The sequence below is a fragment of the Allocatelliglobosispora scoriae genome (assembly GCF_014204945.1).
Lineage (GTDB): Bacteria > Actinomycetota > Actinomycetes > Mycobacteriales > Micromonosporaceae > Allocatelliglobosispora > Allocatelliglobosispora scoriae.
Window position 1 is genome coordinate 598737 of sequence record NZ_JACHMN010000003.1, and the last position, 23458, is coordinate 622194.

The following is a 23458-nucleotide window of genomic DNA, read 5'->3' on the forward strand; positions in this document are numbered from 1 at the left end:
GACGGTCGGGGCGAGGTTGATGGTTTGCCGTCAACCTGAGATCTTCCTGTTTCCTGGCAACTCCCTGAGGATTTCGGTCACCAGATCGATTTCTTCACGGGGAGCTCGGCGATGCTGGATAGGTCTGCTCTTGGCGTACCAACCGTTGGACGGCGCAAGCCGCGGCGCAGCGGGCGGCGGATAGCCTTCGTCACCACGGTGGCGATGCTCGTCGCCCTGGCCGCACCGGCCGGGACGGCGCCCGCGGCGGGTGAGTTCCCGCTGGCCGGGCTCTGGAGCTGGCTGCAGGTCCAGCGCGCCAGCGCTGCCCGGGTGCTCGGTGTGCTGCCGCCGCAGAAGACCGGCTCCGCCGACGGGCGCGCGCACTACAGCAACGCGACCGACGTGGGGCGCGGCGCCGGGCGCAAGCAGCTGCGGGCCAAGGGCGGCGTGCCGGCCGAGTCCGACCAGGCCGTCGGTAAGGGCGGCAAGAGCGGGCGGGTGCTCGGCGACTTCGACAAGAGCAAGGCCGTCAAGGAGAAGGCCGGCTCCAACGCCACCTCCGACGTCTACCGCAACCCGGACGGCACCTACACCCGGATCGCGACGAAGGAGCCCGTGAACTACCGGGCCAAGGACGGGTCGTGGCAGCCGATCGACCGCACGCTCGTCGCCGACAAGGCGAAGGGCGGCCGGCTGCGCCAGAAGGCCAACTCCACCGAGATCACCCTCGCCTCGAAGGGCGCCGACGAGAAGCTCGCCGAGCTCACCGTGGACCCCGACCGCTCCATCGGGTACGGCCTGATCGACGCCGCCGACGTGACGCCGGTCGTCGAGGGCAACACCGCCCGCTACCCCGAGATCCGGCCCGGTGTCGACCTCCTGCTGGAGGTGACGGGTGAGGAGATCAAGGAGTCGCTGATCCTCAAGTCGGCCGCGGCCGGATCGGTCTTCGACTTCCCGCTGCACCTCAAGGGCCTGACCGTGGCGCAGGAGAGCGACGGCACGATCATCGCCAAGGACGCCGACGGCAAGATCCACGCGCGGGTGCCGAGCGGCTTCATGTTCGACTCGCTCTTCGACCGCAACACCGGTGACTTCACCCGCTCCGACGACGTGCGCTATGAGCTGATCACCGTCGAGGGCGAGCAGCGGCTGCGGGTCGTCCTCGACCGGAAGTGGCTCAACGACCCGGCCCGGGTGTGGCCGGTGACGGCTGACCCGACGCTCTACGGCACGCTCAACACCAACAGCGACACCTACGTCTACTCCACCGACACCGCCGACCACTCCACCGAGAACAACCTGGCGGTGGGTACGTTCGACAGCGGCACCCACAAGGCCCGCGCGCTGCTCAACTTCTCCGGCCTCTCGGCCAACTACAACGGCAACACCATCTCCAAGGCGCGGCTGCACATCTTCCTCACCTGGACCTGGGACTGCACTCCGCGCCGGTTCGACGTCTACGCCTCGACCGCCGCGATCCACGTCACGACGGACGACTGGCCCGGTCCGACAGCCGGTGCGCTGATCGGCAACGCCACACCCGCACCGGGTAGCGCCTGCACCAACACCGGCGGCAACCGCAGCACCGGCACCTGGGTGGACGTGGACCTCAACCTCACGACCGTGCAGCAGTGGGTCCAGGGCGTCGGCAACTACGGCATCATCATCAAGGCGAACTCGGAGACGACGAGCAACCAGTGGAAGCGGTTCACCGCCGGCAACTACTCTAGCGGCGCCAAGCAGGCCCAGCTGCAGCTCTGGTACGCCGGTAACGTCAAGCCGCAGGTCGACTCGATGTACCCGGTCGCGGGCTACAACTCGCAGACGCTGACCCCGACCCTGATCGCGCACGCGCACGACCCGGACAACACGTCGGGCAAGTTCACCTACGAGTTCATCGTCAAGAAGAAGAACGGCGACGAAGAGACCCAGATCTGGACCTCCGGCAAGATCTCGGCCTCTCAGATCACCGTGCCGCCCAACCTGCTGAGCTGGGGGCAGAGCTACGTCTGGACGGTGAAGGCCAACGACAGCATCGCCGACAGCACGACGATCAACTACCCGCTCTCCACCCCGGTGCCGCAGCCGGTCGTCACCTCGACGCTGTCGCAGAACGGCGGCAAGGGCTTCGCCGCGAGCATCGGCAACTACACGACCGGCGCCACCGACGCCTCCGTCGCCACGGTCGGGCCGCCGCTGACGATCCAGCGCAGCTACAACAGCCTCGACAACCGGGCGGCGCTCGCCCTGGGCCAGGGCTGGTCCAGCCTGATCGACACCAAGCTCACCGAGTCGCTGGGCTCGCCGATCGCGCCGCCGACCGTGATCATCACCTACCCGGGCGGCAACGAACTCGCCTTCGGCAAGAACGCCGACGGCACCTTCTCGCCGCCCGCCGGCCGCTACGCGACGCTCACCACGGTCACCGGCGGATACCGCCTGGTCGACAAGGAGGGCACCACCTTCCTCTTCACGACGGGGTTCAGCGGCACTGCCGGAACCGACCGGATCTACGGCATCACGTCGATCACCGATGTCAACAGCCGCGCCGAGACCTTCACCTACGACGTCTCCAACCGGATCACCGACATCACGTCGGCGTCGGGACGCGCGCTGCACCTGGCCTGGGCCACTCCCGCCGGAGCCGCCTTCGCACACGTCTCCACCATCAAGACCGACCAGCTCACGCCCGGTGACGATGCCAGCCGCTCGGTCTGGACCTACAACTACACCGGCGACAAGCTCACCTCGGTCTGCACGCCCGCCGCGACGGGCTGCGCGAGCTACACCTACGCCGCGACGGCCGGTTCGCCCTACCGCAACACGATGATGAACCTCGGCCCGAGCGGATACTGGCGAGTCGGCAACGGCGGCACCGGCATCGTGGCCGACGAGGCGAGCACCGGCAACGCCAACCTGCTCAGCAGCGTCAGCAGCGTGAGCGGCCCGCTCGCGGCGTCAGGTGCGCAGGGCGGCGCCTTCAACGGCACCTCCACCGCGATCTCGCTGCCGTCGAACCTGCCCGCCGACGCCGCGCAGCGCTCGATCAGCATGTGGTTCCAGATGCCGAACAACGCGACCACCGGCGGCATCCTCGCCGGCCAGTCCCGCGAGGACATCAGCGCCGCGGCCACCACGAAGCTCGGCTACAACCCGACGCTCTACGTCGACGCTACCGGCTACCTGCACGGGCAGTTCCCGACCATCCCGACCGTGCCCAGCGGTCAGACCAGCGTCCAGATGCAGTCGCTGATGGGCGGCAAGTCGGGCATGTGCCTCGACATCCCCAGCGGCGCCTCCACGCCCGGTCTCGACGTGCAGCTCTCCAACTGCAACGACGGTGTCGCGCAGGAGTGGACGCTGACCAGCACCAACCAGATCAAGGCAGCTTCTCTCACCGGCGGGGCGCGGTGCCTCGAGGTCGACAGCGGGACTCTCACCAACGGTGCCCGGGTCCAGATCAACACCTGCACCTCGTCGCTCTCGCAGCAGTGGTACATGCTGGGCAACGGCACGATCATCGGTGCCGCTTCGGGCCGCTGCCTCAGCCCGGTCGCCGCCGGCGTCACCCTGGGCACGCTGATGGAGATCCGCGACTGCGTCAACCCGACGACCGCCAACCAGGTGTGGTCGTCGACGGCGCACAGCCCGATCAAGTTCGGCACCAAGGTCAACGACGGCAACTGGCACCACGCGGTTCTCAGCGCGGGCTGGTCGTCCAGCAGCCAGACGCTCGTCCAGACGCTCTACGTCGACGGCGTCGCGGCATCGACCACGCTCACCGCGAACCCGGCCGACGAGATGGACAAGCAGATCATCGGCGCGGGCTACCTGAATGCGAGCTGGCCCAACGACGCAACGGTCAACGCCACCAACAACACCGGCACGCTGAAGTACTTCACCGGGTCGATCGCCGAGGTGGCGTACTTCGGGCGTCCGCTGACCCAGGGCAACGTCAACGACCTGCAGTCGGCCCGCGCTGCGTCCGTGAAACCGCTGACGCAGGTCAACCGGCCGACGGGCGGCATCCAGGCGAAGGCGACCTACGACGCGATCTCCGGGCTGGTCACCTCGGTCACCGACGAGAACAACGGCGTCTGGGGCATCGGCAACGGCGCTCTGACCGGCTCCCACCTGGTGCACAGCAGCACGGTGCTGGGCGCCCGCCCGTCCGACTACTGGCGGATGGGCGAGCTCACCACGGTCAACGACGCCGTCAACGAGGTCGACGGCGGCAAGGCCGTCTACAACGACGTGTTCCTCGGCCTCGACGCCGGACCCTTCGACGATCCGCAGCTCACGGTCTACGACCCGGTCCACGTCAACTACTCGGCGCGCTTCGAGAAGCTGGAGCAGTCCTACGTCGCGCTCCCCGCTGACGATGCCGTCTCGACCGGACCCGCCTCGATCAGCCTGTGGTTCAAGACCGACGCCGGTGGCAGCGGCGTGCTCTACAGCTGGCAGAACCAGGCGATCGGCACGACGCCGACCACCTACGTGCCCGCTCTCTACATCGGCACGGACCACAAGCTGCACGGCAAGTGGTGCTGGTGCGGCGGCTCGGCGCCGATGGTGACGACGGAGAGCGTCGACGACGGCAAGTGGCACCACGTGGTGCTCACCACCTCGACCACCAATCAGATCCTCTACCTCGACGGCGTGCAGAAGAAGACCTACGCCCACTCGCCCAACGACTCCGCCACCTACGGCTACGTCAGTGTCGGCGCCGGCTACAACAACGCCGCCGGCTGGACCGGGCTGCCGGTGGGCGGGGTCACCTACTTCGACGGCAACATCGGCGAGGTCTCCTACTACAAGACGGAGCTCACCGCCAACCAGGTGGGTGCCGAGTGGGGCACCCGGGACGCGGCCACCGGCCCCGCCCTGGCCCGCAAGTACGTCGTCACGGACCCGTCCACGGGCAGCCTGACGAGCGAGACCTACGGCGTCGCCTCCGGGCAGCGGCTGGCGCAGACCGACGCGCTGGGCAAGCAGACGCAGTACGGCTACGACGAGAAGGGCTTCCTGCTCAGCACGGTCGATCCACTGGGCCACGCGACGATCACCTTCCACGACGCCCGGGGCAACACGATCCAGCGGATCACGTGCCAGGACCAGTCGGCGGAGCTGTGCTCATCGGCCTACTACGAGTTCTTCCCGGACAAGACGACCGCGATCCTGCAGCCGAACGGCTCGGGCGTCTTCGACCCGCGCAACGACAAGCTGGTCAAGGCATGGGGTCAGGGCACCAAGCCGGATGACCCGGTCAACAAGGACAAGTTCCTGACGACCTACACCTACAACCCGGCCACCGGCGACGAGGTCGCGGTGCTCGACCCGCTCGGCCGGGCCGCGACGATCACCTACACCGACGGCACGACGGTGCTCGCCTACAACAGCACCACGCAGTACCCGCCGGCCGGCCTGCCCTACGTGGTGACCACCTCGGACGCGACGACGAAGACGATCCTCTACTACCCCAACGGCGACCTGGCTCAGGAGATCGAGCCGACGGGGAAGACCACCACCTACACCTACGACCTGCTCGGCCGGGTCGCCACGCAGAAGGTCGTCACCGACTCCTTCCCGAGCGGCCTGACCACGACCTACACCTATGACAAGGCCTCGCGGGTCAAGACGCAGACCGACCCGGGCGTGCTCAACCGGGTGACCGGGTCCGGCGGCACCCACACCGCGAAGGTGACCTGGACCTACAACGACGACGGCCTGCGGACCACGCAGCTCGTCCAGGACCTCACCGGTGGCGACGCCTCGCGCACCCTCAGCTCGGAGTACAACGGCCTGGGGCAGCTGACCGCCTCGGTCGACGGCAAGGGCAAGCGCACCGAGTACACCTACGACGCCTTCGGTCACGTCGTGACGAAGAAGGACCCCAACCTCATCACCGAGCAGTACGACTACGACGCCGCCGGCCAGGTCCTCTACGCCAAGCTGCTCAACTACACCGGGGACCCCAACGCCCCGATCGCGCCGGTGACGAAGACGATCGAATCGCGGGCCTACGACGACGCGGCCCGGCTTACCTCGATCACCAATGCCGACGGCACGACGACGAACTACGAGTACACCAACGACGGGCTCACCGCGAAGGTGACCCGGCGGGACGCGGCCGGCCGCAACCCGTTCGTGCTGGAGGAGACGTTCTACGACGATTCCGGATTCGTGGTCAAGAAGATCACGAACAACGGCGCGACGACGCGTACCTTCGTCCCGGACGTCGTGGGTCGGGCGGTCACCTCGGTCCTGGACCCGCTCGGGCCGCTCAAGCAGACCACGAACGATGTGCTCAACCCGGACGACCAGCCGCTCACCTCGACGACGCTGGACGCGCTGGGCAACGTCGTCGCCTACACCGAGTCGCTCTATGACACGGTCGGCCGGCAGGTCTCCGCCGTCACCTACAACGGCGACCCGGCGACGACGCCGGTCGGCCGCTGGAAGCTCAACGAGACGACCGGCACGAAGGCCGCCGACTCGTCGGGCAACAGCCCCGGCAAGCTCACCAACGCCACCTGGACCAACGATGTGACGCGGGGTCCGGTCGCCACCTTCAACGGCACGTCCTCCAACATCGGCACCGGTGCGCCGGTCGTCGACACGACCCGCAGCTTCTCGGCGGCGGCCTGGCTGAAGCTCGCCAGCGAGAGCACCAACCAGTACGCCGTGACGATGTCGGGCGCGATCGGCAGCACGTCGTTCAAGATGGGCTACAAGAACTCGACCGACCAGTGGGTCGTCGACGTGGCGATGAAGAAGGACGACGGCACGATCGGCTGGATCAACGGCACCACGCCGGCGGGCCTGCCGGTGGCGGGCACCTGGGCGCACGTGGCGGCCACGATGGACATCGCGACCACGCCGGGCCCGACGACCGGAACGCTGAAGATCTACGTCAACGGCACCCTCCAGGGCACCTTCACCACCACGTTCCCCTTCAACAACAAGGCGACCACGCTGCACATCGGTTCGCAGTCGTCGTCCAACTGGTTCAACGGCTCGATCTCCGACGTGCAGGTCTACCAGCGGGCACTCACCGCCGCGCAGGTCGGCAACATCTACACCAACGCCGCCCCGGCGGCGGGCGCGCACGTCATCCGCACCTCCGCCCAGTACGACACCGGCAGCGTCATCACCGCGTCGACGGACTCCCGGGGCAACAAGACCGGCTACACGATCGACGAGGCGGGGCGGCAGGTCATCACGGCGACGCCGGAGGTGCTGACCGAGGTCGGCGGCGGCACGCCGGTGCTCGCCTACAACCTCTCCTACGTCGGCTACGACACCTTCGGCGAGGCGACGGAGACGAAGGACGCCACGGGCAACCGGGTGGTCACCGAGTTCGACGCCAACGGCCGCGTCACCAAGATCAACCTCCCGAGCTACACCCAGCCGGGTACGGGGACCGTCTTCACCCCGTACGCGACGCGTACCTATGACGACGGCGGTCGCCTCCTCACCGAGACGAACCCGCTGAACCAGACGACCTCATACACCTATGACCAGCTCGGTCGCGTGGTGAAGACGACCGCACCCGGCCCGAACAGCACCACGGCGGTCTCCAAGACGGAGTACGACATCGTCGGCAACGTCGTCAAGGTGACCGCGCCGGAAGGCGGCGTCAGCGGAGCGACCTACGACCACCTCGGCCGCCAGCTCACGACGAGCCAGATCGTGACCCAGGACTCCGGCTCGCCGACCTACACGACGACCAACGTCTACGGCGCCGCCGTGGCCGGTGACAGCGCGGCCGGCTACGACCTCAACGCCTCCAAGTACGGCGACGGCGGCTGGCTGGTCAAGTCCACCTCGCCGGGCGGTGTGGTGACGAAGGCGACCTACAACTCGGTCGGCCAGCCGTTGACCACGACGGACGGCGCCAACAAGGTCACCTCCTTCGAGTACGGCCCGACCGGACTGGTGACCAAGCAGACCCGGCCGGACGCCTCCTACTCGAAGACGCTCTACGACTTCGCCGGGCGGGCGATCGCCAGCGAGAACTACCACCCCTCCCACCCGGACAACACGACGCCGCTGCTGCCGGTCGCCAAGGTCAGCAACACGCTCGACTTCGCGGGCAACGTGACCTCGGCGACCGACGCCCGCAACCACACGACGACCTTCGCCTATGACGCGACGAACCTGCTCGTCAACATGACCGAGCCGATCGACGCGAGCAACACCATCACCAGCACCTTCGGCTATGACGCGGCCGGGCACCGGACCCGCTTCACCGACGGCCGCAACAACAGCTTCATCACCACCTACAACACCTGGGGCCTGCCGGAGTCGACGATCGAGCCGGTCACCACGGCGTTCCCGAACGCCGCGGACCGGACCTACACGGTCGCCTACGACGCGGGCGGCCGGGTCGTGAAGAGCATGTCGCCCGGCGGCGTGTCCGTCACCAACACCTACGACACCGGCGGCAACCTCGAGACCCAGACCGGCACGGGTGCGGAGGCGACGACCGCCAGCCGCAGCTTCACCTGGGACAAGAACGGCCGGTTGACCGCGTTCAGCGGTGCCGGTGCCCTGACGAACACCATCTCCTACGACGACCGCAACCTGCCGCGCTCGATCCTCGGCGGCACGGGCGGCACCGGTGACACGAGCTACACCTACTGGCCGGACGGGCAGATCAAGGACCGCACCGACGCGGCCGGGCAGACCTCGTTCACCTACGACACGGCCGGGCGCCCCAGCGTGGTCACCAACACCACGGCCGGGATCCAGGCCACCTACCACTACACGGACATCTCGACCGTCAACGACATCGTCTACGGCACGAACGGCAACAAGCGCACGTTCCTCTACGACCGTTACCACACGATGAAGAGCGACGTCCTGACCAACGGTTCCACGGTCATCTCGTCGATCGCCTACGGCTTCGACGCCAGTGGCAACGAGACGTCGAAGACCACGTCCGGCTTCGCCGGTGCCTCGGCCAACAGCTACAGCTACGACTGGGCCAACCGCCTCACGCAGTGGGACACGACCCCGTCCGGCGGCTCGCTGTCGAGCACGACCTACCAGTACGACAAGGCCGGCAACCGGACGAAGATCAACGGTCGCGACTTCGTCTACGACGAGCGCAACCGCCTGGTCAACTCCACGACCAGCACCTACACCTACTCGGCCCGCGGCGCGCTGCGGACCACCTATGACGGCACCAACACGATCCAGACCAAGGCCGACGCCTTCGATCAGATCATCGAGCAGGGGTACGCCGGCGGCACCCAGACCTACCAGTACGACGCGACCGGCCGGGCCATCAAGTCGGGGCACCTCTACAGCGGTGTCGGCAACGACCTCGCCGCCGACAGTTCGGCCACCTATGTCCGGGGTCTGCAGGGGGAGTTGCTCTCGTCGAAGACGAGCAGCCTGCCCTCGGCGTACGCGTGGACAGATCTGCACTCCGACGTGGTCGGACAGTTCTCCGCGACCGGGACCACCCTCTCGGCCTCGAAGACCTATGAGCCGCTCGGCAAGGTGACCGCGTCGGCCGGTTCGATGATCGGCAGCCTCGGTTACCAGTCGGAGTGGACCGAGGCGAGCACCGGCCGGGTCAACATGGCCGCGCGCTGGTACAACCCGGACACGGGCCAGTTCGACTCCCGCGACACCCAGAGCAACGACCCGAACCCGTCGTCGGCGAACGCCAACCGCTACGCCTACGCCAACGGCAGCCCGCTGGTCAACACCGACCCCACCGGTCACCAGATGATGAAGGGTGAGGGCGGCCAGTCGTTCGTCTACCCGTCGGACGACGAGCTGCTCAAGTGCGACCGGGCGCCCAACCGCCCGATCTGCAAGGACATCTACAACCGCGTGACCCACGCGCCGCCGCCGCCACCGCCGCCCACGAAGACCTGCCGCGACGACTGCGGCAAGCCCACCTTCGTCACCACCGCACCCGACGACTCGGCCACCATCGCGGCTGAGATCGACAAGACGAAGGCGGCGCTGGAGGAGGCCAACAAGGCCAAGAACAAGTCCTTCATGGACATCCTCATCGACGTCGGTGTGGGCTTCCTGCTGGACATGCTCGGGGTCAACGACATCATCGACTGCTTCACCAAGGGCAGCATCGCGGCGTGCGCCCAGATGGTCATCGGCTTCATCCCGTGGGGCAAGGTCTTCAAGATGGCCAAGACCATCTTCAAGGCCATCGATACGGCGTTCTCGGCCTACAAGGCGTGGCGGAAGCTGGTCAAGGCCGCCGAGGAGATCATCGAGATCGGCCGGAAGACCCTGGAGATGCTGGAGAAGGCCCAGACGGCCATCGACAACGTCAACATGGTCTCGGAGCTGGTCGGCGGCGGGCCCCTCCTCCCGGACCTGCCGACAGCTGGTCTGCCCGGACCGGGCAAGAAGAAGAACCCGTCCAAGGGCAACGGGCACGGCGGCGGCAGCAAGAACGCCAACCACGGTGACGGCACGTCGCCGTCACACGACAACAAGGCCCAGCCGGGTACGCAGAAGAACGCGGACGGCACCGGCACGGACGCCAGCTCGAACCCCGACCCGACTCCTGCCGAAAACCGGTCGGACTCGGACGACGGCGCAAGTTGCCCGATTCCGCATAGCTTCGATCCTGATACCCCGGTTTTGATGGCAGACGGGTCAGCCAAGCCGATCAAGGATGTCGAGGTCGGTGACAAGGTCACGGCAACCGATCCAGAGACCGGTGAGACAACTGACCGATCAGTGACCGCACTTCATCTCAACCAGGACACTGCCTTGGCTGACGTGAGCCTGGCTGTGGTGCAACCAGAGCCTAAGGACTCGGAAGGGGCCGGGAGAGACGAGGGCGCTGGCACTATCCGTGGGCCGACGTCGACGCTGCATACCACGCAGCATCACCCCTTCTGGGACGCGACGGAGCGTCAATGGGTCAACGCAGCCGAGCTAGAGATCGGCCATGAGCTCCGGGGTCCAGCGGGCGAGCGGCAAGTCGTAGTCGCAGTTCGAAACTTCGTCGCCAGTAAGGAAATGCGCGACCTCACGGTCGCCACGGTTCACACGTATTACGTCTTTGCCGGAGGTCTGCCTGCCCTTGTCCACAACTGTGGCGGCTCGATCTCCACTCATGCTGACAAATGCACATGTGCGACAACCGGCCGTGTCTCGCTTGCGGTACGGGAAGGTGAAGTCGGCTTCTTCGGAGACTTGGATGACCGGGCTCGCCAGGGCGACAACCTCACGCCGAACCACACCCCGCAAGCGGCCTTGGGTAGGCTCCCTTACCGGAGGCACATAGCTCATGTGATGTTTGATGGAGATCACAAACAGACGCGTACATATGGTGGAAGGGGTCAGAAGACCGCCCGTGACGACGCAGGCCTGACATTCAGGCAGGCTCTCGCCAATGATATGTGGGACCTGCGAAGAATTGGTTATGATGACTATGACGATCCGTCGTATTTCAATGCGCACATCAAGGGAGTCATCGCCGCTTACAAGCGTGAGTATCCAGCTTTGATGAAGAGGTGATCATGATGATTAGGCCTGAGGTGATCGAATTCTGCCGCCTGGGACCACTGCCCTCTGAGCTGGATAATTCAGAGGGCAGTGACGAGGCGCTGGAAGAAATTGAAGAGGCACTCCATGCCATCGGTAAGCCCGTAACCAATGAAGAAGCGCATGTGCTTCTGGCGTCCTTCGGCGAGGACAATTGCTTTGGTTTGGCATGGACGCTTCTGCACCTGGTCGAATCTTCTCCCGACTCGGCGGTAACCGAAGAGCCGCAACCTGGCGAAAATATGTGGATGTTCCGGCTCTGGAAGCGCTACCGCAATAGCTTGGACGGCTAGTCGGCGTCGCCGCGACCAACGCTCGAACGATGTTGAAGCTGGGCAGCTGGGTTCCATTTGTACATTGAGGGACGCTTCATTCTTGGAAACGTCCCTCAATGTCCGTCAACTGTGGTTGCAACGTCCCTGATACATCGGTTCGACTGAACGCAGTCGTCCTGTGCTGTCCCGTGCAACTGGCCGTGGCAGTGGGGGACCGGGACGGGCACAGTGCCCCGTCCGCACCGACCGGGACCAGCGTCCGCTTCGGCGCCGCCGAGTCCCGGTCGGCACTATTCCGAGCGGGGGACCCATGAACCGGCGCACTGCGATCTGGTCCAGACAGGCCTACCCGGCTCAGCTCCGCGCCATCCCGCCGAGCCACCGACGCGTCCTGTGCGGCCTGGACCTCCCCGACGACCACCGCTGCTACCGCCCGGTCGCCCACCCCGGACCGTGCCGCCTCAGTGATGATGCAGGCTCGCCGTCTCCCCGGGCCTGACCACGACGAACTGCCCCATCATCCCCTGATCCTCGTGGTACATCAGGTGGCAGTGGTACATGTAGGGCACGCTCGGATCCGCATAGTCCGTGAACCGCAGCACGATCCGCACCGTCTCCCCGGGCGTCGCGAAGACCGTGTCCTTCCACGCCACGACATCCGCCCCCAGCACCTGGAACTGCACGTCGTGCACGTGGAAGTTGTGCGGCGCGCCGTCCCGGTTGGTGATCTCCCAGATCTCCGTCGTCCCCAGCGTCGCGGTCACGTCGACCCGCTCCATCGACATCGCCGAGCCGTTGATCGTCTCGCTCGTCAGCGAAAACCCGCGCGTGGTCACGGCAGTCGACGGGTCCAGCCTCTCCATCTCAACCAACCTCGGGGGTACGCCGACCGAAGCCCTCAGCACAGCAGCGCCCCTCAGCTCCAGCACGTCGAACCGATCCTTCCCCCCGACGAACCGGTCCTGCACCAGGTTCCCGCCGAGGTCGACCTCCTCGCTGCGCAGCACGACCCGCTCGCCGGCCCGTACCCCGACCACGATCTCCGCTCGTTCCCCCGGTGAGAGCTGCACGTGCGAGGCCGAGACGGGTGCCGCGAGCAGCCCGCCGTCGGTGCCGATCCAATCGAAGGCCCGCCCGTCGGCGAAGCGGAAGTTGAAGGGCCGCGCGTTCGACGCGTTCAGCACCCGCAGCCGCACCAGGGACGTGGTCACGTCGAGGAAGGGTGCCACGGTTCCGTTGACCGCGATCGTGTCGCCGAGGATCCCGGTCCCGGCGAGCAGGGCCCGTCCTTCGTCCAGCGCAGCGCCGTCGAACGCCTTGTCCTGCACGATCACGGGGATGTCGTCCACGCCGTACTCATCGGGAAGGTCGACCGGCGCAGCCGGGTCGTCGAGGATGAACATGCCCGCGAGCCCGCGGTAGACGTGCCGGGCGGTCTCCCCGTGGGGGTGGGGGTGGTACCAGAGCGTCGCGGCCGGCTGCTTGATCGTCCAGGTCGGCGACCAGGTCGCCCCGGGTGCGACCGGCTGGTGCGGACCGCCGTCCATCGCGGCGGGCAGGTGCATTCCGTGCCAGTGCACCGTGGTCGCCTCGCCGAGGGAGTTGTGCATGTTGACCAGCACCTGCTCGCCCTTCGCCGCCCGCAGGGTGGGCCCGAGGTAGTCGCCGTCGAAGCCCCAGGTGTCGGCGGTGCGCCCGGAGCCGAAGTCATGCTTTCCGGCCTTCGCGGTGAGCTCGAAGACCCGGCGGCCCTGCCCGTCGAGGTGCGATGGCGCGAGCGGCGGGATGGCGAGCCGGTTGGTGAAGTCGACCTGGCCGACGGTGTCGATGACACTGCCCTGCCACCACCAGGTCGCGGCGCCGACACCGCCGCCGCAGCAGACGAGCACGACGGCGAGGAACACCAGGAAAACGCGGTTCTTCATATATGTAGCGTGGCTTGATATCAGCCGCGCCACCACCCTGAAGAACCCCCTACGGGGGAGGCCCCGACCCGGCGAGCGGGTCGGGGCCTCCGTGTGGAGCGGGCGTTCTCAGAGCGTCAGCGTCCAGGTGTCGATCTTGCCGGTGTCCGCGGAGGCGGCGTCCTGGACCCGGAGGTTCCAGGTGCCGTTGCGGACCTCGGTGGAGAGGTTGACCGTGTAGGTCTGGACGATGTTGTCGGCGGAGCCGCCGGCCCGGTTGTGCAGGACGTAGAGGCTGCCGTCCGGCGCGACCAGGGTGACGATGAGGTCGCCGATGTAGGTGTGGACGATGTTCACCGCGACCGTGGAGGTGGCCGAGGCGTTGCCGGTGCAGCCCGAGATGGTGATCGGGCTGTTCACGGTGGTGTTGTCGGGGATCGTGACGTCGGTGCCGTTCGTGCCGGAGCAGCCCGGCGGGACGACCGTGTTGAGGGTCAGCGTCCAGGTGTCGATCTTGCCGACGTCACCGCCCGCGTTGTCCTCGACCCGCAGGTTCCACGTGCCGTTGGCGACCTCGCTGGAGAGGTTGACGGTGTAGGTCTGGACGATGTTGTCGGCCGACCCGCCGGTGTGGTTGTGCAGGGTGTAGACCGAGCCGTCGGGGGCGACGAGGTCGACCTTGAGGTCACCGATGTAGGTGTGGACGATGTTCACCGCCACCGTCGAGCCGGCACTCGCGTTGCCGGAGCAGCCCGAGATCGTGACGGCGCTGTTGACGATCGTGTTGTCGCTGATCGTCACGTCGTTGGCGTTGGTCTGGGCACAGCCGGGCGGACCGTTGACCGTCAGGCTGTAGGTCGTCTGGCGGGTCGAGCCCGGACCCGTACCGGTGACGGTGATCGGGTAGGTGCCCGGCGCCGCCGAACCCGTGGTGACGATCGTCAGCGTCGAGGTGCCACCGGCCGAGTTGATCGAGGTCGGGGAGACCGTCGCGGTGACGCCCGCCGGAGCACCGGCGACGGTCAGGGCGACCGTCTGCGCCGCACCGTTGGTGACCGCCGCGGTGATGGTGGAGGTGAGCGTGCCGCCGGGGGCGGTCGCACCCGAGGCCGGGGACGGCGTCAGGGAGAAGTCGTTGCCGGCGGGGCAGGAGGCGTCGCTTCCGGCCACGTTGACGGCGGTCCAGGCGGCCTGAACCGCCTTGTACTCCGGGGAGCACAGGCCGTGCAGGTCGGTCGCCGCGCTGAGCGTGTAGGCCCGCGCGGTGTTCGACGGCGTCGTGGTGTTCACGTAGCTGGTGCTGGTCGTGAAGTAGACGTCGAGAGCGCGGTACCAGATCTTCTCGGCCTTGGCGCGACCGATGCCGACCACGGCCGGAGCCGAGCCGCAGACCGGGCTGGTGCCGTAGGAGGTGGCGCCGGTGCCCTCGGCCAGGTTGAAGAAGAAGTGGTTCGCCACACCGGACGAGTAGTGCACGTCGACGTTCTTGGTGCTGGTCGACCAGCAGCCGTGCGACGAGCCGTCCAGCGTCGGGTTGTACATGTAGCGCAGCGGCGTGCCGTTGCCGTTGATGTCGATCTTCTCGCCGACGTTGTAGTCGCCCGGGTCACCGGGGGAGTTGGCGTAGAACTCGACCATGTTGCCGAAGATGTCCGAGGTGCCCTCGTTGAGGCCGCCGGACTCACCGGAGTAGACGAGGCCGGCGAGGGCCTCGGTCACACCGTGCGACATCTCGTGGCCCGCGACGTCGATCGACGTGAGCGGCTTGTTGTTGCCCGCGCCGTCGCCGTAGGTCATCGAGGAGCCGTCCCAGAACGCGTTGATGTACGCGTTGCCGTAGTGCACCCGCGACGGCACGCCCGCGCCGTTGCCGAAGATGCCGTTGCGGCCGTGGACGAGCTTGAAGTAGTCGAAGGTCTGCGCCGCGCCGAAGTGGGCGTCGACACCGGCCGACTGGCGGTTGGACGGCAGGCCGTTGCCCCACACGTTGTCGGCGTCGGTGAAGTTGGTGCAGGTCGACGTGCCGCCGTTGAGGTCACACGTGTTCCCGTTGCCGTGCGACGGGTCGATCATCGTGTAGGTGCTGCCCGACAGCGTCGTGTCGATCGTGACGGTGCCGGTGTAAACGCCCTGGCCCGTGCCGTTGACGTGCTTGATGTCGTTGAACGAGCTGATCACGTTGCCGTTGACCGCGTCGGTGATGACGTGCAGGACAGAGGGGGTCTGCCCATCCGCCGCCCAACCCTTGACCACGGTCTCGTAGGCGAGCTTGCCGAAGCCGCTGACCGCGTCGACGAAGAGCTCGGGGGTGCCCACGGAGGTGACCTTGCCGGTGAAGGCCGCCTTCGCCGCCTTGGCCGCTGCGGTGGGGGTTACCTTCGCGGCCGTGCTGATGGTGAGCGGGGTGGCGAGGCCGACCGAGGAGCTCTTGAAGCTGCCGTCGGGCGCGGTGTGGATGATGAAGTCGCCACCCGAGACCCGCAGCCCGTTGTAGCTCCGGTTGTAGCGGACGTGCGCCGAACCGTTGGCGTCGCTCTCCGCGCGCTTGACGGTGTAGGTTTCGCCGTCCGCCGCGCGGATGTCCGACCTATGCTGTTGCAGTGCCTGGCCGGCGCCAGCAACCGCATCCGGCCCAGCCGGTGCGGCGCTGCTGCTCGGCGCCATGCTTACCAGGAGGCCACCGACAAGGATGGCGGCTCCGGCGATCCCGAGGGATCTTTTCATTTAGTCCTCCCCGACTAAATATTTGAATGTGACGGTAGTCACGGACATATGTATATATCGAAGGTTGGCGCTTGTGAAGACGTTGCTGGGGAACCGTGACCAGCCGTCGTGCGTCCGAGTGGGAATGAGAGGTTTCATGAGCTTCCGTGATGCACGTCGATGGGTAGCTGGACCGATGATCGTGGCGGCATTGTTACTGAGCGCCGCCTGCGCCAACGTCGGCTCGGCGCCGACACCCACCCCCGCACCGGCTGGGACGGAGTCGCTCGCGCCCGGCGCGAAGGCCGCGGTGCCGATCACCATGCTCCGGACGGGCGGGTTCGCCGGAGTGCACGACGAGCTCTTCATCGAGCCCGGCGGCTTCTGGACCAGCAAGGTGAAGTCCGGCGAGTCGAAGACCGGCCAGCTCACCGCGGTGCAGATCACCGAGCTGCAGGCGCTCGCCGCCGACTCGCACGTCTCGGTCGAGGCGACCGCCAGTCAGGCGCCGCCCACCTGTGCCGACGGCTTCAACTACACCGTCACCGTGGACACGCAGGTGATCCGGTTCAACGACTGCCCCCGCGCGATCGAGCCCCGCATCGCCAAGGCGATCGTCGGCTTCGTCCAGGGCGCGGTTCCCGGCTGGTGATTGCTGAACGCTCGGCCCTCCTCGGAAGCGGATCTACCGGATAAGATCCGCGACCATGGAGATCGCTGAGCGGCAGACGCTCACCCGGGGCACCCGGGCCGGCTATGCCATGGGGTCGCTCGCGACGGGCGCCTTCGGCACCGTGCCCGGGTTGCTGCTGCTGCCCTACCTCACGGACACGATGGGGATCACGGCGTTCCTCGCCGGGCTGCTCGTGCTCGTGCCGAAGGCGTGGGACGTGCTGATCAACCCGGTCGCCGGGCGGATCTCCGATCGGACCCAGTCCCGCTGGGGAGCCCGGCGCCCCTACCTGCTCTTCGGCGGGCTCGCGATGGCGGCCTGCTTCGCCGCGATCTTCATCGCGCCGTTCGGCACCGGTGGCGGTGGCGGCCTCTACGTCGCGGTGGCGTTCCTCGTCACCGCGACGGCCTTCGCGTTCTTCCAGGTCCCCTACGTCGCGATGCCGGCCGAGATGACCGACGGCTACGCGGAGCGTACCCGGCTGATGACCTGGCGGATCGCGCTGCTCGCGGTGGCGATCCTGGTCTCCGGCGCGGTCTCGCCCATCGTCGTGAAAGCCGGCGGCGACGGCATCAGCGGGCACCGCTGGATGGGTCTTTTCGTCGCGACGGTGATCGCGGTCGGCGCGGTCGGCGCGTTCATCGGCACCCGCCGGGCACCGCTCGGCACGGTGACCGAGAGCGAGCCGTCGCTGCGCGCGCAGCTCGCCGTGGCCCGGCGCAACCGGCCCTTCGTCATCCTGCTCATCACCTTCGTGATCCAGTCGATCGGCATCGCGACGATGCTCGCCGGCGTGAAGTACGTCGCCGAGCACGTGCTCGAACGCCCGGACGACGGGCCGACGCTGCTCTTCGTCTGCTTCGTCGCACCCGCGCTGCTCGTCATGCCGCTCTGGACCCGGCTCGGGACCCGCATCGGCAAGAAGAGCTCCCTCATCCTCGCCTCGGTCATCTTCACCGCGGGCGCGCTGGGCCTGCTCAGCGCCGGTGTGGCGCCGCCGTGGGTCGCCTACCTCGTCACCGCCGTCATCGGCTGCGGCTACGCGGGGCAGCAGGTCTTCGCCCTCTCGATGCTGCCCGACTGCATCGCCTACGACGCGATGCGTACGGGCAAGCGGCAGGCGGGTGTCTTCACCGGACTCTGGACGGCGGGGGAGACCCTGGGGCTCGCGCTCGGCCCGGGCATCTATGCCGCAGTCCTCGCGATCAGCGGCTACGTCTCCTCCAGCACCGGAATCGCCGCCGCGCAGTCGAGCGGGGCCCGCCTCGGCGTGCTCCTCGGCTTCACCGCGATCCCCGCGCTCCTGGTGGGACCGATCATCGTGCTGCTCCGCCGCTACGACCTGACGGAGCAGCAACTCCACACCGTGGAGTAGCGTTGCGGCGGTGATCGACGCATTGCCGACCCACGGCATCCCCGCTGACCAGGTCCTCGCCGAGCTGCGAGGGTTGCGCCAGGCAGACCTGCCCACCCACGGTGGAAAGCTCTTCGCCTATGTCTACGATCCGGCCGTGCCGGGGCTGGACGAGCTGGCGCACTCGGCCTACGCGCTCTCCGCGCACGTCAACGGGCTCGACCCGACCGCTTTCCCGTCGCTGCTCGCCACGGAGAACGCCCTGGTCGCCGCAGCCGGACGGGTGCTCGGCGCGGGCCCGGACACGGCTGCTCCCGACGTCGTCGGCTCCGTCACCAGCGGCGGCACCGAGTCGCTGATCCTCGCGGTGAAAGCGGCTCGCGACGCGCACCCGGAGATCACCTCCCCGCGCCTGGTCATCCCGGTCACCGCGCACGCGGCGTTCGCGAAGGCGGCGCACTACCTGGGCGTCGAGCTCGACCTCGTCGAGGTGGACCCGGTCACCTTCCGGCCTAGCCCAGCCGCGATGGCCGCCGCGATCACGATCGACACCGTGCTGATCGCCTGCTCCGCGCCGTCCTACGCGCACGGCGTCATCGATCCCGTCGAGGAGATCGCGGCGATCGCGCTGGAGGAGGGGATCCGCTGCCACGTCGATGCCTGCTTCGGCGGGTGGGTCCTGCCCTACCTGCGGCGGATCGGCGTCGAGGTGCCCGCGTTCGACTTCTCCGTGCCCGGGGTCACCAGCATCTCCGTGGACCTCCACAAGTACGCCTACTGCCCCAAGGGCGTCTCGGTCCTGCTGCACCGCGACGCGAGCCTGCGCGCTCCGCAGTATTTCGCCTACGCCGACTGGCCCGGCTACACGATGGTCAATCCGGTCATCTCCTCCACCCGCTCCGGCGGGCCCATCGCCGCGGCCTTCGCCACCCTGCGCCACATCGGCGACGACGGCTACCTGAGCCTCGCCGCGCAAACCCAGTCGGCGGTACGCGGACTCGCCGCCGCCGTCACCGCCACGCCGGGTCTGCGGCTGCTCGCTCCCGCCGACTACAGCGTCGTCTGCCTCACCTCCGACGACCCGGAACTCGACCTCTTCGTCCTCGCCGACGAGCTCGGCGCGCGAGGCTGGCACACGCAGCCGCAGCTGCCCTTCGGCGACATCCCGGCGAGCATCCACCTCACCGTGACCGCATCCGTCGCACCGCAGGTCGAGGCTTTCGGCCCGGCCCTGGCGGACGCGGCGAAGACGGCGCGGGCACTGGGACCGGTGCAGCTGCCGGAGGGCATGGTCTCGATGATCGGGGCGATGACCCCGGACCTGCTGACGCCGGACATGATCGCGGGCCTGGCCGAGCAGTTCGGCCTGGGCGACGGTGCGGGCGCGCCCCGCATGGCGATGGTCAACACTGTCCTGTCCGTCGCACCCCGCCGCCTGCGCGAGCGCCTCCTGGCCGAGTTCGTCAGCTTCCTCCAGCGCCCCTCCTGGTAGCCGGTCAAGATCGCCGCAACTCTTCAAGAGTTGGTGCTATCCGTGCGCGTCGTGCTGTCTTGCTGCCTCGCGGCGTGGGGAGAGCTGGCTGTGCCTCACCTGATGCGCGCGGCTGCCCGCGTGGTGCGACCTTGATCGCGTTGTTTCCCGGAAGTAGTCCCCTCAGCGGGGCTGCGAGGGGCTTGCTTCCGGGAACAACGCGATCATGCCTGGATGGGGCGTGCTTGCGTGACAATGCGGCACGGATAGCACCAACTCTTGAAGAGTTGTGGCGATCTTGGCGGGTGGGCTGCGCGAGGCGCAAGGGAGCTGCAAGGGGTGGGGAGGGTTCCGCTGGGTGGGACGGTTCGCGCACTCTTATCTCACCAGGGTCACGGCTGTGGGCGGGGGCATCCGCTAGCGCCGTGAGGGTCGCAGCATCTGTGGCACGCGACCGAGGACGGCGGATGGCCGGGTGTGGGTCATCCGCCGTCGTCGCCCTGGGCGAGCCGTCTCGTTCTGTGAGGGGCCGAGGCGAGTGGGTGGGGCAGCCACGGACGGAGCGGAGCGAGGCGAGTCGAAATCGCCCGGACACTACGGTGTTCCGGGCGATTTTCGTTTTTCCGGGTTGTGTTTGTGCCGGTTTACCTCGAACTTTTGTCGAGCGAAGCAAAAGTTGGTAACGAATCACGCTGAAGGTATGGACTCCATCGCAGGAAGCTAGTTAATGTGTCGGACACCACGCTGCAACACAGAGGTGTCTAATGCATACGGTCGTCCCGCTTCATCAACGCCTCCTCCGACTGCTCCGCGACCTCGGCCCGCTCTCTCGCGCCGAGCTCGCCGATACGCTGGAGGTGCCTCGCCCGCGCCTGCTGGCCGAGCTCGAGCGCCTCGTCGCCACCGGGCTCGTGACCGAGGCCGGGCTCGCCGCCTCGCGTGGTGGTCGCCGGTCGACGCTGGTGGAGCTGCACCCCGATCTGCGTTTCGCCGGGGTCGACCTGGGCGCCAGCTCGATCGATGTCGAGGTCACCAATGGACGCCTGGAGCCGGTCGCCGCTTACACCGAGGTCGCCGACATCCGCCAGGGACCCAAGGTCATCCTGAACCGGGTCGCCGAGCTGCTGGCGAAGGCGCGGGTCGACGGAGCCTTCGACCGGCTCGCCGGCGTGGGCATCGGTGTGCCGGGTCCGGTCAGCTTCCGTGACGGCGTGCCGGTCTCCCCGCCGATCATGCCGGGCTGGGACCGCTTCCCGGTGCGCGACTTCCTCAGCCGGGAGTACGGCTGCCCCGCGGTCGTCGACAACGACGTGAACATCATGGCGATCGGCGAGCGGCACGGCGGTGTCGCCCACTCGGTCAACGACTACCTCTTCGTGAAGATCGGGACCGGCATCGGCTGCGGCATCTACCTCACCGGCGATGTCTACCGGGGGACCGACGGCTGCGCCGGGGACATCGGCCACATCATGGTCGACAGCCACGGACCGGTCTGCTCCTGCGGCAACGTCGGCTGCCTCGAAGCGGTCTTCAGCGGGGTCGCCCTCGCCCGCGAAGCCACCGCCGTCGCCCGGGCCGGCAACTCGTCGATCCTCGCCGAGAAGCTCGCCGAGGCGGGCTTCCTCACCGCTCGCGACGTGGCGCTCGGCGCGGCCGAGGGCGACATCAGCTGCATCAAGCTGATCCGCGACGGCGGCCGTCAGATCGGCATCGTCCTCGCCGGGCTGGTGAGCTTCGCCAACCCGACGATGATCGTCATCGGTGGCGGGCTCTCGCAGCTCGGCCACATCCTGCTCGCCGAGATCCGCAGCGTCGTCTACCGGCGGTCACTGCCGCTCGCCACCGGCAACCTGCCCGTCGTCCTGTCCGAGCTCGGCCCGCGCGCCGGTGTCACCGGCGCCGCCGTCCTCGCCAGCGATGTTGCCTTCGAGGAGGCGTCATGACCGACGCGAACCCCGCCGCCGACCAGGCCGCCGCAGACCAGCCCGTCGAGCCGACGATCCCGGCGCAGGCGGCAGCCCCGGCAGACCAGGTGGAAGCGGTCGCGCACGAGGAAGCGCAGATCGTGCTGCGCCTCGCCGACATCGTCAAGACCTTCCCCGGCGTCCGTGCGCTCGACGGCGTCGCGCTCACCGTCCGGGTCGGCGAGGTGCACTGCCTGCTCGGCCAGAACGGCGCCGGCAAGTCGACCCTGATCAAGGTGCTCGCCGGGGTGCACCGGCCGGACTCGGGCCACCTGGAGTGGCTCGGCCAGCCCGCCTCCTTCAGCAATCCGCAGGAGGCGATGAAGGCCGGGATCGCCACGATCTACCAGGAGCTCGACCTCGTCGAGGACCTCTCGGTCGCGGAGAACATCTTCCTCGGCCACGAGCCCCGGACCTTCGGTTTCGTCCGGCGCGGCGTGCTCGCGAAGCGGACGACCGAGCTGCTGGCGCGGCTGGGCCACACGGAGCTCTCGCCGTGGCGCCCGGTCCGCAGCCTCACCCCCGCGGGCAAGCAGGTCGTCAGCATGGCGCGGGCGCTGTCGCACGACGCCCGGCTCATCATCATGGACGAGCCGAGCGCGGTGCTCGCGCACGACGAGGTCGACAACCTGATGCGCATCGTGCAGGAGCTGACGGCGCAGGGGATCGCGGTCGTCTACATCACGCACCGCCTCGACGAGATCCGCCGGATCGGCGACCGGGTGACCGTTCTCAAGGACGGCCGCACCACCGCCGCCGACCTGCCCGCCGATACGCCGACCCGCGAGCTGGTGAGCCGGATGACGGGTCGTTCCCTGGAGTATGTCTTCCCGCCCCGGCCGGAGGTGCCCGCCGAGCGTGGCCCTGAGCTGCTCAAGGTCGAGTCGCTGAGCCGGGCCGGCGAGTTCGCCGACGTCTCGCTGAGCGTGCACGGCGGCGAGATCGTCGGGATCACCGGGCTGGTCGGATCGGGTCGCTCGGAGGTGCTGGAGACGATCTTCGGTGCCCGGCGGGCCGAGAGCGGCACGGTCACGATGGACGGCCGGAGGTTGCGCGGCGGCGTACCCACTGCGGTCAGGGCTGGTCTCGGGCTTGCACCCGAGGAGCGCAAGAGCCAGGCGCTGCTGCTGGAGGAGCCGATCTACCGCAACATGACGCTCGCGACCTTCACCCGTTTCGCCACCGCCGGGATCACCGGCATCGGCAAGGAGAAGGCGGCGGCGAACGACATCGCCGACCAGCTGGAGCTGCGGCCGCGCGACACGAACCGGGCCGTGCGCACGCTCTCGGGCGGCAACCAGCAGAAGGTCGTGCTGGGCCGCTGGCTGCTCGGCGGTACGCGGCTCCTCCTGCTCGACGAGCCGACCCGAGGTGTGGACGTCGGCGCCCGAGCCGAGCTTTACCAGGTGATTCGCAGCCTGGCCGACAGCGGTGTCGGCGTGCTGCTCGTCTCCAGCGAGGTGCCCGAGTGCCTGGGTCTCGCAGACCGCGTGCTGGTGATGCGCGAGGGCCGTCTCGTCCATGAGGCGCCCGCCGACGAACTTGATGAAGACAAGGTTCTCGACCTCGTCATGGGAGGGATGTAAAG

At 67.9% G+C, this 23458-nt stretch carries 9 protein-coding genes; 7 read left to right on the forward strand and 2 right to left on the reverse strand.

From position 1 onward, the window contains the following. Nucleotides 1-111: 111 nt before the first annotated feature. Complete coding sequence (locus tag F4553_RS29380) at nt 112-11499, forward strand: LamG-like jellyroll fold domain-containing protein (protein WP_184842332.1); 11388 nt, start codon at nt 112-114, stop codon at nt 11497-11499. Continuing rightward, on the forward strand, nt 11496-11819 hold the full coding sequence (locus F4553_RS29385; protein ID WP_221470529.1) for a hypothetical protein: 324 nt from the start codon (nt 11496-11498) through the stop codon (nt 11817-11819). Before F4553_RS29380 ends, F4553_RS29385 begins: the two co-directional genes overlap by 4 nt. A gap of 443 nt (nt 11820-12262) precedes the next feature. Here the strand turns inward: F4553_RS29385 and F4553_RS29390 are convergent, their stop codons facing one another. Continuing rightward, nucleotides 12263-13726: a multicopper oxidase family protein gene (locus F4553_RS29390; RefSeq protein ID WP_184842335.1), complete on the reverse strand. Its 1464-nt coding sequence runs from the start codon at nt 13724-13726 to the stop codon at nt 12263-12265. A gap of 108 nt (nt 13727-13834) precedes the next feature. After that, on the reverse strand, nt 13835-16429 hold the full coding sequence (locus tag F4553_RS29395; RefSeq protein ID WP_184842338.1) for a proprotein convertase P-domain-containing protein: 2595 nt from the start codon (nt 16427-16429) through the stop codon (nt 13835-13837). 136 nt (nt 16430-16565) lie between these two features. Here F4553_RS29395 and F4553_RS29400 point away from each other — a divergent pair, with 136 nt between their 5' ends. The 5 genes from F4553_RS29400 (at nt 16566) to F4553_RS29420 (ending at nt 23456) form a co-directional block, all read left to right on the forward strand. Beyond that, the gene (locus tag F4553_RS29400; protein WP_184842341.1) at nt 16566-17060 is read left to right on the forward strand and encodes a hypothetical protein; all 495 of its coding nucleotides are present in this window, start codon (nt 16566-16568) and stop codon (nt 17058-17060) included. A 55-nt stretch (nt 17061-17115) separates the two neighbouring features. Next, nucleotides 17116-18456 (forward strand): MFS transporter, encoded by a 1341-nt coding sequence (locus tag F4553_RS29405; protein ID WP_184842344.1) that lies wholly within the window; start codon nt 17116-17118, stop codon nt 18454-18456. 10 nt (nt 18457-18466) lie between these two features. Beyond that, on the forward strand, nt 18467-19927 hold the full coding sequence (locus F4553_RS29410) for a pyridoxal phosphate-dependent decarboxylase family protein (RefSeq protein ID WP_184842347.1): 1461 nt from the start codon (nt 18467-18469) through the stop codon (nt 19925-19927). Between the two features lie 743 nt (nt 19928-20670). Beyond that, a complete protein-coding gene (locus F4553_RS29415) occupies nt 20671-21849 on the forward strand; it encodes an ROK family protein (protein WP_184842349.1) in 1179 nt (392 codons plus the stop codon). Beyond that, nucleotides 21846-23456 carry a sugar ABC transporter ATP-binding protein gene (locus F4553_RS29420; RefSeq protein ID WP_184842352.1) on the forward strand — a complete coding sequence of 537 codons (1611 nt, stop codon included), beginning with the start codon at nt 21846-21848 and terminating at the stop codon, nt 23454-23456. Before F4553_RS29415 ends, F4553_RS29420 begins: the two co-directional genes overlap by 4 nt. The last annotated feature ends 2 nt before the right edge of the window (nt 23457-23458 follow it).

Bases quoted from the DNA above. Each gene is read 5' to 3' on its own strand.
- F4553_RS29405 (WP_184842344.1), top strand. From the start codon at position 17,116: ATGGAGATCGCTGAGCGGCAGACGCTCACCCGGGGCACCCGGGCCGGC.
- F4553_RS29415 (WP_184842349.1), top strand. From the start codon at position 20,671: ATGCATACGGTCGTCCCGCTTCATCAACGCCTCCTCCGACTGCTCCGC.
- F4553_RS29390 (WP_184842335.1), bottom strand. From the start codon at position 13,726: ATGAAGAACCGCGTTTTCCTGGTGTTCCTCGCCGTCGTGCTCGTCTGC.
- F4553_RS29395 (WP_184842338.1), bottom strand. From the start codon at position 16,429: ATGAAAAGATCCCTCGGGATCGCCGGAGCCGCCATCCTTGTCGGTGGC.
- F4553_RS29420 (WP_184842352.1), top strand. From the start codon at position 21,846: ATGACCGACGCGAACCCCGCCGCCGACCAGGCCGCCGCAGACCAGCCC.
- F4553_RS29400 (WP_184842341.1), top strand. From the start codon at position 16,566: ATGAGCTTCCGTGATGCACGTCGATGGGTAGCTGGACCGATGATCGTG.
- F4553_RS29380 (WP_184842332.1), top strand. From the start codon at position 112: ATGCTGGATAGGTCTGCTCTTGGCGTACCAACCGTTGGACGGCGCAAG.